The organism is Bradyrhizobium sp. LTSP885 (genome assembly GCF_000938305.1).
Taxonomy (GTDB): domain Bacteria; phylum Pseudomonadota; class Alphaproteobacteria; order Rhizobiales; family Xanthobacteraceae; genus Bradyrhizobium.
In genome coordinates, this window is record NZ_JYMT01000019.1 from 1 (window position 1) to 11,717 (window position 11,717).

General features: G+C 63.4%; 12 protein-coding genes and 1 tRNA gene. 10 read left to right on the forward strand and 3 right to left on the reverse strand.

Annotated elements, in window-relative coordinates; all coding sequences use genetic code 11:
* Positions 1-139: 139 nt before the first annotated feature.
* Both UP09_RS12610 and UP09_RS12615 read right to left on the reverse strand, forming a co-directional pair.
* Complete coding sequence (locus UP09_RS12610; protein WP_044535962.1) at positions 140-1,243, reverse strand: IS4 family transposase; 1,104 nt, start codon at positions 1,241-1,243, stop codon at positions 140-142.
* A gap of 215 nt (positions 1,244-1,458) precedes the next feature.
* Entirely contained in the window at positions 1,459-2,244 is a 786-nt protein-coding gene (locus UP09_RS12615; RefSeq protein ID WP_044538520.1) for an SDR family NAD(P)-dependent oxidoreductase, read from the reverse strand.
* Between the two features lie 137 nt (positions 2,245-2,381).
* Here UP09_RS12615 and UP09_RS12620 point away from each other — a divergent pair, with 137 nt between their 5' ends.
* The gene (locus UP09_RS12620; RefSeq protein ID WP_044538521.1) at positions 2,382-3,077 is read left to right on the forward strand and encodes a histidine phosphatase family protein; all 696 of its coding nucleotides are present in this window, start codon (positions 2,382-2,384) and stop codon (positions 3,075-3,077) included.
* 82 nt (positions 3,078-3,159) lie between these two features.
* A complete protein-coding gene (locus UP09_RS12625) occupies positions 3,160-3,927 on the forward strand; it encodes an SDR family NAD(P)-dependent oxidoreductase (protein ID WP_044538522.1) in 768 nt (255 codons plus the stop codon).
* Between the two features lie 92 nt (positions 3,928-4,019).
* On the opposite strand, the gene UP09_RS12630 is transcribed toward UP09_RS12625, so the two are convergent.
* Positions 4,020-5,243, reverse strand: coding sequence for a serine hydrolase domain-containing protein (locus UP09_RS12630; protein ID WP_044538523.1), 1,224 nt, complete (start codon positions 5,241-5,243; stop codon positions 4,020-4,022).
* Positions 5,244-5,457: 214 nt separating this feature from the next.
* On the opposite strand from UP09_RS12630, the gene UP09_RS12635 reads away from it, so the two are divergent.
* The 8 genes from UP09_RS12635 (at position 5,458) to UP09_RS12670 (ending at position 11,365) form a co-directional block, all read left to right on the forward strand.
* Positions 5,458-6,078, forward strand: coding sequence for a DUF6778 family protein (locus tag UP09_RS12635; RefSeq protein WP_245301920.1), 621 nt, complete (start codon positions 5,458-5,460; stop codon positions 6,076-6,078).
* Positions 6,079-6,171: 93 nt separating this feature from the next.
* A tRNA-Trp gene (locus tag UP09_RS12640) sits at positions 6,172-6,247 on the forward strand.
* A 154-nt stretch (positions 6,248-6,401) separates the two neighbouring features.
* A complete protein-coding gene (locus UP09_RS12645; protein WP_044538525.1) occupies positions 6,402-8,015 on the forward strand; it encodes an acyl-CoA synthetase in 1,614 nt (537 codons plus the stop codon).
* Positions 8,016-8,323: 308 nt separating this feature from the next.
* Positions 8,324-8,515, forward strand: coding sequence for a preprotein translocase subunit SecE (secE, locus tag UP09_RS12650; protein WP_044538526.1), 192 nt, complete (start codon positions 8,324-8,326; stop codon positions 8,513-8,515).
* 20 nt (positions 8,516-8,535) lie between these two features.
* On the forward strand, positions 8,536-9,069 hold the full coding sequence (gene nusG / locus UP09_RS12655; protein ID WP_044538613.1) for a transcription termination/antitermination protein NusG: 534 nt from the start codon (positions 8,536-8,538) through the stop codon (positions 9,067-9,069).
* Positions 9,070-9,197: 128 nt separating this feature from the next.
* Entirely contained in the window at positions 9,198-9,626 is a 429-nt protein-coding gene (gene rplK / locus UP09_RS12660) for a 50S ribosomal protein L11 (RefSeq protein WP_007602986.1), read from the forward strand.
* A gap of 6 nt (positions 9,627-9,632) precedes the next feature.
* A complete protein-coding gene (gene rplA / locus UP09_RS12665) occupies positions 9,633-10,325 on the forward strand; it encodes a 50S ribosomal protein L1 (protein ID WP_044538527.1) in 693 nt (230 codons plus the stop codon).
* 92 nt (positions 10,326-10,417) lie between these two features.
* Positions 10,418-11,365, forward strand: a complete 948-nt coding sequence (locus tag UP09_RS12670) for a 2-hydroxyacid dehydrogenase (RefSeq protein ID WP_044538528.1) — start codon at positions 10,418-10,420, stop codon at positions 11,363-11,365.
* The last annotated feature ends 352 nt before the right edge of the window (positions 11,366-11,717 follow it).

Consider the following 11,717-nt stretch of genomic DNA (forward strand, 5'->3'; position numbering starts at 1 on the left):
TTACGTCTGGGAGGCTCGCGCAGATGTCGTTGGAGAGCGAGGCTGGCTCTGCGCAGACGCGCGATTGTGGGCTGGGGAATGATGGCTTGGAGCAGGGAGGCGATGAGCTGACGGAGCAGGCGCCATGCTGCAGGTCTGGTTAGGCGGCTTCGGCCAAGCGGGGAGAGTCCTCGAGTTCGTCGACAAGCGGCTCGAGCAGAAGAATGATCAGCAGGTGAGCGAGGATATGGGGTCTGGCAGACCGCTCGTCAGTTCCTGGAGGTCCTTTCAAGCCAATCAGGCTCTTCAGCCGCTTGAAGCCGAGTTCGATCCGCCATCGCAGCCGGTAAAGGGCAAGCAGATCAGCGGTTGTGAAGTCCTCGGGCTTGAGCGAGGTCACCAGGATCACCCAATCCGCAGCATCAAGCGTTTGCCTGGAGAGACGATGGCCTCCCTTCTGAGCCGTCCTGCGTGCCTTGCGCCGTGCAGCCTGAGCCGCATCTGCAGGTTTCTTGACGGCAACCAAACGCACAGCAAGCGGTGCTCCACCAGACTTGCGTTTTACCCAGATCGGCCGGTCGATGATGCCGCGTGCCGCGGCCTTGCGCAGTTCGGCGACGAGATCGATCAGATTGCCTTTGCGATCCAGCCAACAAGCGCTCTTCCAGCCCGAGCGGATCACGAAGTCCGCACCGGCCTCGACCAGATACGCCATGCGCTCCGGCTGCAGATAGGCGCGGTCGGCAAGACGGATCTCGCCGGCAATCAGCGGGATCCGGTCCAGCGTCTCGCCCGCGCGTTCGTCGGTCAGCTCGAAGTGACCAAAACGTTCTTGCGGAAGATCGAACGCACTGTGGATGCGCCACACCGCATTCTTCTGCCTGCCGCCGGTTCCAGCTTTTGGGACCGTCGTGGCGTCAACGATGCGGATCAGTCGACCGCGGCTTGCCTTCGGCGCACCGCTCGCAAGTGCCCGGCCTATCAGCTGTGCAAGCCAATCCCCGGACTGACGCAGCCGGTATAACAGAGCCACGTTGGAGATATCGACAAGGCCCACCGAAGTCGCCCATGCCGCCGTCAACCGCAGACCTCTCGTGCCCAGGCAATACGCAAGGATCAGCCGCAGCAGATCGACTGCATTGCTGATCTCGCGCGGGCGAACAAACGCCTTCGTCTCCCGCGCGCCAGCCTCCAGAGCCTCAGCTCCGCCCAGCCGCGAAACAACACGCGCCCAGTCTTCGTTCACAAGCGATTCGTTTCTCATCTCTTCTTGGAATCACACGTAAATCCAACGCGCAAATCCTATTTTAGCGCCTATGGGCGAAGGCCGGGACCCATAACCACGAATGCTGATTGTTGCGCGACATCGGAACGACGAATCCCGGTCACAACACCCGCCGCGGAGTATGGGTCCCGGCCTTCGCCGGGACGACGGTGGTGTGCGGCGCCGTTACGTATAACGAGGGACGAAAGTCCCTGCTAAATCGGCTTCCCCGCATACGGCATCGACGCCGTCAGGCCGCCGTCGACCGGGATCGCCTGGCCGTTGACGTAGGAGGCGTCGTCGCTCGCCAGAAACAATCCCATCGCCGCGAGTTCATGCGGCTGGCCGGCGCGCTTCAAGGGATTGAGCTGGCCGATCTTGTCGGCGGTGCCGCGCTCCTTGGCGCGGTCGAACACCGGCTTGGTCATTCCGGTTTCGATCAGGCCCGGACAGACCGCGTTGATGCGCACGCCGGTGCCGGACAGCGAATAAGCGGTGGTCTGCACCAGGCTGATGACGCCGGCCTTGCTGGCGCCGTAAGGATGTCCGCTGGCGCCGGACTTCAAGCCGGCGACCGAGGCGGTGCAGACGATCGAACCGAAACCCTGCTTGGTCATGTGCGGGATCGAATGCTTGATGGCGAGGAACGGACCGATCAGATTGACGCGCAGCACCTCCTGCCAGTGCTCCACGGTCTGGTCGGCGATCGGCACCAGGCCGCCGCTGACGCCGGCATTGGCCCAGATCGCATCGAGCTTGCCGTATTTGGTAACAGCTTTTTCGATGAAGGCCTTCACGTCGCTCTCGGAGCCCGCGTCGGCCGTGACGGCTTCGACCGTGCCGCCGGCGTCACGCACCAGCTTTGCCGTCTCGTTGACGCCGTCGGTGCGATCGACCGCGATCAGTTTCGCGCCTTCCCTGGTGAACAGCAGCGAGGCCGCGCGGCCGATGCCGCTTCCGGCGCCAGTGATGATGACGGATTTGCCTTCGAGGCGGCCCATGAGTTTCTCCCTGGTGACGTGTGCCTTCGCGCTTGCCGCGCGACGGAATTCAAACAAGATTTCAAACGTCCGAAGCACTTGAGACGATGTGCAGCGTGACGTACAGCGACAGGGGACAGTATTGAAGGGTCTTCGCCATGTCCAATCCAGACAAGCCAAAGGTGACGGTGACGCGGTGGTGGTGGGTGCGTCACGCGCCGGTGCGCAGCGATGGCGGCAACATCTACGGCCAGGCGGACATCGAATGCGATACCGGTGACACCGAAGTGTTCGAGGCCGTCGCAAAAATCCTGCCACGCAACGCGGTGTGGTATGCGAGCAATCTGAAGCGCACGCATCAGACCGCGGACGCGATCTGGGCCGCCGGCTTTCCGAAGCCAGCTGAGATGACCAAGGACGCGGCCTTCGCCGAACAGAATCTCGGGCAATGGCAGGGCATGAACCGTGCTGCGTTTCTGGCGAACCAGCCCCCTGGCCGCGCCTGGTTTGCCGACGTCAACGAGCCCGCGCCCGGCGGCGAAAGTTTCATGGATCTCTACACCCGGGTCTGCCGCGCGATCGTGCGGATCACTGCCGCGGAAGCGGGCAAGGATATCATCGCTGTCGGCCATGGCGGCGTGATCAGGTCTGCGGTCGGCCTCGCGCTCGGCGGGCAGCCGGACCGGGGTCTGTCGTTCGACATCGACAACGTCTCGGTGACGCGGCTCGATCACATCGCGGGTCCCGGCCTGTCGACGTGGCGCTTGCCGATGGTGAACCAGCAGCCCTCGATCGCCGATCCCAGGCACGCCGCGATGCATCAGCCGGCCGGGCCGGAGGTCAAGCTCGCGTGATGCATCATGTGCGTGTTGTCGCCGTATCAGAACGCTGCTTAGTTCAACACAGAATTCAACATTTCATAACTGGGAGAGAAACATGACCTTGTTCGACATGAAGGGAAAAGTCGCCGTCATCACCGGCTCGACGCGCGGCATCGGACGCGCCGTTGCGGAACGCATGGCTGAGCACGGCGCCAAGGTGGTGATCTCCTCGCGCAAGGCCGATGTCTGCGAAGAGGTCGCGACCGACATCAACGCGACCTACGGCAAGGGAACGGCCGTGGCGATCGCGGCGAATATTTCCTCGAAGGAAAACCTGCAGAACCTCGTCGACGAGAGCAACCGCGCCTTTGGCAAGATCGACGTGCTGGTCTGCAACGCGGCGTCGAACCCGTATTACGGTCCGCTCGCTGGCATCTCCGACGACCAGTTCCGCAAAATCCTCGACAACAACATCGTCGCCAACAACTGGCTGATCTCGATGGTGGTGCCGCAGATGATCGAGCGCAAGGACGGCTCCATCATCATCGTGTCCTCGATCGGCGGCCTGAAGGGCTCGACCGTGTTAGGTGCCTACGCGATTTCGAAGGCCGCCGACATGCAGCTCGCGCGCAACCTCGCCTGCGAATACGGCAAGCACAACATCCGCGTGAACTGCATCGCGCCGGGCCTGATCAAGACCGACTTTGCCAAGGCGCTGTGGGACAATCCGGACACGCTGAAGGCCTCGACCGCCCGCTCGCCGCTTTTGCGCATCGGCATTCCCGATGAAATCGCGGGCGCGGCCGTACTGATGGGCTCGAAGGCCGGCGACTTCCTGACCGGTCAGACCCTCGTGATCGACGGCGGCGCGACGATTAGTTGATGGTTAGACGTCGTTCCGGGGCAGCCCGCAGGGCTGAACCCGGAACCTCGAGATTCCGGGTTCGATGCTTCGAATCGCCCCGGAATGACCGATCACTCCACCGCCGCGTACACGCCATTCCGGACCAGCGAACGGAAATATTCGCGCTGGCCGGGGCCCTGCATCATGAAGACCGCGATCAGGTCTTCGCTCGGGTCGATCCAGAAGAACGTGCCGGCCATGCCGCTCCAGAAGAACTGGCCGACCGAGCCGGAGAACGGCGCGATGCCCTGCTGCATCCGCACGGAGAAGCCGAGGCCAAAGCTGTGGCCGGGCGACACCAGCGTGCCCTGGATCTTGACGTCGGACCCGAGATGATCCGCCGCCATCAGCTGCAATGTCTTGCGGCCGATGATCCTGGTGCCATCGAGCGAGCCGCCGTTGAGCAGCATCTGCGAGAACCGCGCGTAATCCATCGTGGTCGAAACCAGGCCGCCGCCGCCGGATTCCATCGCCGGCTTCTCCAGCATGTTGAACAGCTGGACCTTCTCCCGGCTCCACGGATCCATCGCAAACGCCTCGGCGAGGCGGCCGGCATTTTCCTCGCCGGTGTGGAACGCGGTCTCCGCCATCTGCAGCGGGTTGAGGATGCGCTCGGCGAGGAACGCGCTGAGCGTCTTGCCGCTCACGACTTCGATGATGCGGCCGAGGACGTCGGTGGAGCGGCTGTAATTCCATTCGGCGCCGGGCTGGCAGATCAGCGGCATGCTGGCCAGCATTGTGGCGTGCTCGGCATTGGTGATCTTGCGGCTGCGCAGCCGCGACTGCTGGTAGAGCCGCTGCACCAGGCCGCTGCCGGTGTGGTCGTAAGTCAGGCCGGAGGTGTGGCGGAGCAGGTCCTGGATCGTCATCTGCCGCTTGGCGGGAACCAGTTCGAGCTCGCCATTGTATTCGACGCCGACCTTGGTCTCGGAAAATTCCGGAATGAATTTCGCGACGGGATCGTTGAGCAGGAAGTGGCCGTCCTCGAGCAGCATCATGATGCCGATGGAGACGATCGGCTTGGTCATCGAGAAGATGCGGAAGATCGAGTCGTGCGCCATCGGCGCAGGGGCAAGCGGGTTCTGCCGGCCGATCGCGTCGAACCAGCCGATCTGGCCGCGCCGCGCCACCAGCACCGTCACGCCGGGCGTGGTTCCCTTGTCGACCTCGCGCTTGAAGGTGTCGCTCATCGCCTGCAGCCGCGCACTCGACAGCCCGATCGCTTCGGGCTTGGCGAGGGGGAGGGACGGGGTTTTCGGGCTGCTTGCGTGCTTGGTGGCGGTTTGAGCGTTCATGATCTCTCCCTTTGCTCTTGTCATTGGCCGATGGGGCAGAGTGTGGCGCAGAAGTTTTGGAATGAACAGGTGCTGAGGTGCAATGCAGCACCGGCATCAATAGCGGCTCTCGGGCCGCCGGCAGGGGTAATGCAATTAAAGGTAGACAGTCGCCTTGGCGACCTCTTAATTTCATGCGGGCTGCACGATTTTGGCAAAGGGGCAGCGGCGTTCATTGGGAATTTTGCAAGGGCTGGCGCGGATTGCCGCGCTTGGGGCGATGCTCGCGTTTGCGGGCTGCGTGACCACAGAGAATTCACTGTCGCAAAACGATCTCGCGAGCTTCAAGTTGACGGCGGTGGCCGTCAGCTTTGCGCCGGGCGCGTGGATCACATGGGAGGACGGCATCCGAGCCTATGCGAACGCGAAGACGATCAGCGACGATCAGATCACGGCCGCAGCCAACACGCCGGACGGCAAGGCCTATGTGCAGGGCCTGCTGGCGCAGCGTATCAAGGCTGGCGTCGAGCAGGAGATGGCCGGCCAGCTTGCGGGCACGCGGCCGGTGCGGCTCGATATCGTGGTCAAACGTTTCGACTTGCCCTCGGCGGTGCAGCGGGTGCTGATCGGCGGACAGCGCGGCATGACCGCGGACGCGAATTTGGTCGATGCGCGGACCGGCGCGGTGATCATCGCCTATCCCAATCTGAACGCGTTCCTTTTCACCGGGCAGGGCATCACCGGCACGATCGTGCAGGCGGCGATCGACAACTCCGACAAGCAGGGCCCGGCCGACAAGGTGATCGCCCGCTACGGCGAAACCTATCGCGTCTGGCTGCTCAACAGCAAAGTCTAGTCCAGACCGCGCCGGCGGTTCGCTTCGCTCTTGCAAATCGGCCACGCCCTGTGCTTGAAACGGCGCGAACCGGTGGCGACGCCGGTTCCCTGCAGGAGTGTAGCTCAATTGGTAGAGCACCGGTCTCCAAAACCGGGGGTCGCAGGTTCGAGCCCTGCCACTCCTGCCAGATTTTATCAAACAATTTGAAGCGGTTGGCTGAGGCTTTGAGCCCCGGCTATGATCGTTTTCGCTCACTTGATGAGCCGGCAGCCGCTGTCCCGCCGGGACGGCCGGTGACCCAGGCTAAAATAACAATAACGAGCACATTCGGGAGGGACACCATGAGCGGAGATATCGCAGCGACCATCCAGCGCGCACGGGAGCACAGCATCGGCGATCTGCTGCGCCGGTCGGCAAGGCGCTATCCCGACAAGACCGCGCTGATCTGCGGCGAGGTTAAGTGGACCTTTGCGGAGATGGACGCGATCTGCAATCGGCTTGCGCACGGCCTGCTCGGGCTTGGCATCGGGAAGGGCGACCGCGTTGCCGTGCTGTCGCGCAATTCGCACGCCTTCGCGGGCCTGCGCTTCGCGGTGGCGCGGATCGGCGCCATCCTGGTGCCGATCAACTTCATGCTGAATCCGGACGAGATCAATTTCATCCTCGCCAACTCAGGCGCGAAGCTGCTCGCGGTCGGGCCGGATTTTGTCGAGACGGCGCGCGCCGCCGCGGCCAAGGGCTCGGCGGTCGAAACGCTGGTGTGGTTGCCGGGCGAGGATCCGGCCACAGCGCCTGACGGCATCAAGACCTTCGACGGGTTGCTGCACGGCGAGGCCTCGGCGCCGGACGTCTCGGTCGACAGCCGAGATCCCGCCCAGATCATCTACACCAGCGGCACGGAATCGCTGCCCAAGGGTGCGATCCTGACCCATGACGCTGTGATGTGGCAGTATGTCAGCTGCATCATCGATGGCGGCATGGCCGTTGACGACAACGTGCTGCACGCGCTGCCGCTCTATCACTGCGCGCAACTCGACGTCTTCCTGGGGCCTGCGATCTATCTTGGTGCCACCAGCCTGATCACCGGCAAGCCGGTGGCCGACAACATCCTGTCGCTGATCGCAACTCACAAGATCAACGCGTTCTTCGCACCGCCAACGATCTGGATCGCGATGCTGCGCTCGCCGGCCTTCGACCGCGCCGATCTGTCGACGCTGCGCAAGGGCTATTACGGCGCCTCGATCATGCCGGTCGAGGTGCTGTTGGAATTGCAGCGCCGGCTGCCGAACGTGAAGTTCTGGAATTTCTATGGCCAGACCGAGATCGCGCCGCTCGCGACCGTGCTGACCCCGGAGGATCAATTGCCGAAGGCCGGCTCGGCCGGCAAGCCCGCGATCAATGTCGAGACGCGGGTGGTCAATCCAGATATGACCGACGTCGAGGTCGGCGACGTCGGCGAGATCGTGCACCGCTCGCCGCATCTGTTGTCCGGCTATTACAATGATCCGGTGAAGACCGCAGCCGCCTTCGCCGGCGGCTGGTTCCACTCCGGCGATCTCGCGACTGTCGATGCCGACGGCTACATCAGCGTCGTCGACCGCGTGAAGGACATGATCAAGAGCGGCGGCGAGAATGTTGCGAGCCGCGAGGTCGAGGAGACGATCTATCGGCTGCCGTCGGTGTCTGAGGTGGCGGTGGTCGGGCTGCCCGATCCGCGCTGGATCGAGGCGGTGACCGCGATCGTCGTGGTCAAGGCCGGCGAGAGCCTCGATGCCGACGCCGTCATCAAGCACTGCGCGGCCGCGATGGCCCATTTCAAGGTGCCGAAGCGGGTCATCTTCGTCGACAGCCTGCCGAAGAACCCAAGCGGCAAGCTGCTCAAGCGCGAGCTGCGGCAGCGCTATCTCGGCGGCGCCACGCTCGACCAGGCGGTGCAGAAGAGCTTTGCCGGGTAGGGGGCCGGACGAATGGCGTGGTTTCCCGGATACCATCGGCCTAAGCCCTTGATTCGAGAGACCCTGTTCTGTCCAGTCGGAGCCGGGTGCGGCGGCGCCGACCTTGACCTTTGGCCGCCGCCGCAGTACATACCCGCCACTCGCTGCCGGCCCGCTTTGATGGTGGATATCCGGCGCGGCGCAAAATCCCCCGAACAATCGAGCTCGTTCACCGGCTCAACCTTCCAACGAGGGCTGGGTCCTAAACGTCGGCTGTCCGGATTCCTTGAAACGTTGCAAATCGTCCGGCGACGGACGCGGATCTCACGATGGCTTTCAGCCCGTTCAAATTCCTGCAGGAAGTGCGCTCGGAGACCAACAAGGTCACCTGGCCGACACGCCGCGAGACGACCATCACCACCATCATGGTGTTCGTGATGGTGGCGCTGGCCTCAATCTTCTTTTTCGCCGCGGATCAGGTCATCCGCTATTTGATCACCCTGGTACTGGGCATCCACTGATGAGCACCGGAACCCTATTGATGGACAAGCGCTGGTACATCGTTCACGCCTACTCGAACTTCGAGAAGAAGGTCGCGGAATCGATCCGTGAGCAGGCCAAGCAGCGCGGGCTCGAAGAGCTGTTCGAGCAGGTGCTGGTGCCGACCGAAAAGGTCACCGAGGTGCGCCGCGGCCGCAAGATCGATGCCGAGCGCAAGTTCTTCCCGGGCTACGTGCTGGTGAAGATGAAGCTGACCGACGAGGCGTTTCATCTGATCAAGAACACCCCGAAGGTGACCGGCTTCCTCGGCGCGGAAAACAAGCCGATGCCGATCTCGGAATCCGAGGCAATGCGCATCCTGCACCAGGTGCAGGAGGGCGTGGAACGGCCGAAGGCGTCGGTGTCGTTCGAAATCGGCGAGAATGTCCGCGTGGCCGATGGCCCGTTCGCGTCGTTCTCGGGCGTGGTGGAAGAAATCGACGAGGCGCGCTCGCGCGTGAAGGTCGCGGTGTCGATCTTCGGCCGTGCCACCCCGGTGGAACTCGAATTCGGTCAGGTCGAAAAGGTGGTCTGACCGGACGGCGTGGGGTATATGCCTCGCGTCACATAAGGCCGTGGGAGGGAGGAGGCGGTCGCCAGCCCCTTCGACCGAACCACGGAACCTGAAACCGCCGGCATTGTCCGGCCCAACAGGAGTACTCAATGGCAAAGAAAGTGACCGGATACCTGAAGCTTCAGGTCCCGGCCGGTGCGGCGAATCCTTCGCCCCCGATCGGCCCCGCGCTTGGTCAGCGCGGTCTCAACATCATGGAATTCTGCAAGGCGTTCAACGCCCAGACGCAGAAGGAAGAAAAGAACACCCCGATTCCGGTGGTGATCACGATCTACGCCGATCGTTCGTTCACCTTCGAGATGAAGACCCCTCCGATGTCCTTCTTCCTCAAGCAGGCCGCCAAGATCCAGTCCGGGTCGAAAGCCCCGGGCCGTGACAAGGCCGGCGCGGTGACCAAAGCGCAGGTGCGCGAGATCGCCGAGAAGAAGATGAAGGATCTCAATTGCGATTCAATCGAATCGGCCATGAAGATGGTCGAGGGCTCTGCCCGTTCGATGGGTCTGGAAGTGGCGGGGTAACGGGTCATGGCAATCGGAAAACGTTTGAGCAAGGCCCGCGAGGGTGTCGACCGCGAGAAGCTCTATCCGCTCGTGGATGCCATCAAGATGGTCAAGGAGCGCGCCAAGTCGAAGTTCGACGAGACGATCGAGATCGCGATCAACCTCGGCGTCGACCCCCGTCACGCCGACCAGATGGTCCGCGGCGTGGTCAACCTCCCGAACGGAACCGGCCGCACGCTGCGCGTCGGCGTGTTCGCGCGTGGCGCCAAGGCTGATGAAGCCAGGGCTGCGGGTGCCGACGTCGTCGGTGCCGAAGACCTGGTCGAGAAGGTGCAGGGCGGCGTGATCGATTTCGACCGCTGTATCGCCACCCCCGACATGATGCCGCTGGTCGGCCGCCTCGGTAAGGTGCTCGGCCCGCGCGGCATGATGCCGAACCCGAAGATCGGCACCGTGACCATGGACGTCACCACCGCCGTGAAGGGCGCCAAGGGCGGCTCGGTCGAGTTTCGCGTCGAAAAAGCGGGAATCGTCCAGGCCGGCATCGGCAAGGCCTCGTTCTCCGAAGAGAAGCTGGTGCAGAACGTCAAGGCGCTCGCGGATGCGGTCTCCAAGGCGAAGCCGGCGGGTTCCAAGGGCACCTACATCCAGCGCGTGGCGGTCTCCTCCACCATGGGCCCCGGCGTGAAGGTCGAGCCGGGCACGCTGCTCGGCTAAGGTCTGTCGCGGTGATGAGATAAAGGGGCGGGATCGGGCAACCGGTTCCGCCCTTTGTTTTGGCGTGAAGCCTCTCGCAGGAAACAACAAGAATGCCCGACAAGGTCCTGATCTATTCACGCTTTCCCAAGGCCCAGCTCACCCGCTTCGGCGAGCGCTATGAACTCCTGAATGCCGCCGGCAAAACCGAGATGTTCTCGGCGGGCGAGCTTGCGGACGTCCGGGCGATGATCACCGCTGGTGGGACGCCGCTTGGTGGCGAGGCGATGGACCTGCTGCCGACGCTGGGGGCGATCGTCTGCTACGGCACAGGGTATGAAGGGATCGATCTCGCCGCTGCCGCAAAGCGTGGCATCGCCGTCGGTCACAGCCCCGGCGCCAATGCCGCTTCGGTCGCCGACATCGCTGTGATGCTGATGCTGGCGGCGGTTCGCCGGCTGCCGGTCGCCGATAGCTATATCCGCAGCGGCGATTGGGCCGGGAGGAAGCCGTCGCCGATGATGCGGCCGCAGGCCGGGATGCGCGGCCGCAAGGTCGGCGTCTACGGGATGGGGGAGATCGGCCGCAAGATCGCCGCCCGCGTCGCAGCCTTCGAGACCGAGGTCGGCTATTTCAGCCGCTCGAAGCACGACGTGCCCTATCATTATCTCCCGAGCCTGGAAGCGCTCGCCGACTGGTGCAGCGTGCTTGTTGTGGCGGTCCGAGCCGGCGCCGAGACCAACCATGCGGTCAACGCCGACATCCTGCGCCGGCTCGGCAGCGACGGCTTCGTCGTCAACATCTCGCGCGGTTCCGTCATCGACGAAAAGGCGCTGGTCGCAGCCCTGACAGATCAAGCCATCGCTGGCGCGGGCCTCGATGTGTTCGCCAAGGAGCCGCACGCCCCCGATGCGCTGACCGCGCTTCCGAACGTGGTGCTGTCGCCGCATCTCGGCGGCCACACCCTCGAATCGCACGTGGCGATGCAGGATTGCGTGCTGGCCAATCTCGAGGCATTCTTCGCCGGCAAGCCGCTGCCTTACGAGATCAGGGGCTCCTGAATCGGGCTTATTTGCCCCCTGGAGCGGGTTCCCGGGGATAGTCTGAATTGGTCTGAAATTTGCTCTTGGCAAGTCGAGTAGGACTCGCTAGATAGCGCCTTCCGGGCGTGCTGGCCGTTGCTGGCATGTCCGTGCTCGCATTCCGAAAACCCGATACGATAGGAGATCATTCCTTTCTGCATGCCCGCAAGGATGCTCGAAAGGAAGGAAACCCGTCGCTTCAAACGGAATGAGAGCAGGGGTCTTCGGCTGAGCCGAATGGCCTCGATCCTGTCCGAGACTGCAGGCGCCCGCGAGAACATCACGTTTTCAACGGCTTAATCGCATGGCCTGCATAGACGGGTGAAGACCG

Bases quoted from the DNA above. Each gene is read 5' to 3' on its own strand.
- UP09_RS12620 (WP_044538521.1), top strand. From the start codon at position 2,382: ATGTCCAATCCAGACAAGCCAAAGGTGACGGTGACGCGGTGGTGGTGG.
- UP09_RS12610 (WP_044535962.1), bottom strand. From the start codon at position 1,243: ATGAGAAACGAATCGCTTGTGAACGAAGACTGGGCGCGTGTTGTTTCG.
- nusG (WP_044538613.1), top strand. From the start codon at position 8,536: ATGGACAAGCGCTGGTACATCGTTCACGCCTACTCGAACTTCGAGAAG.
- UP09_RS12625 (WP_044538522.1), top strand. From the start codon at position 3,160: ATGACCTTGTTCGACATGAAGGGAAAAGTCGCCGTCATCACCGGCTCG.
- secE (WP_044538526.1), top strand. From the start codon at position 8,324: ATGGCTTTCAGCCCGTTCAAATTCCTGCAGGAAGTGCGCTCGGAGACC.
- rplA (WP_044538527.1), top strand. From the start codon at position 9,633: ATGGCAATCGGAAAACGTTTGAGCAAGGCCCGCGAGGGTGTCGACCGC.
- UP09_RS12630 (WP_044538523.1), bottom strand. From the start codon at position 5,243: ATGAACGCTCAAACCGCCACCAAGCACGCAAGCAGCCCGAAAACCCCG.
- UP09_RS12645 (WP_044538525.1), top strand. From the start codon at position 6,402: ATGAGCGGAGATATCGCAGCGACCATCCAGCGCGCACGGGAGCACAGC.
- rplK (WP_007602986.1), top strand. From the start codon at position 9,198: ATGGCAAAGAAAGTGACCGGATACCTGAAGCTTCAGGTCCCGGCCGGT.
- UP09_RS12615 (WP_044538520.1), bottom strand. From the start codon at position 2,244: ATGGGCCGCCTCGAAGGCAAATCCGTCATCATCACTGGCGCCGGAAGC.
- UP09_RS12670 (WP_044538528.1), top strand. From the start codon at position 10,418: ATGCCCGACAAGGTCCTGATCTATTCACGCTTTCCCAAGGCCCAGCTC.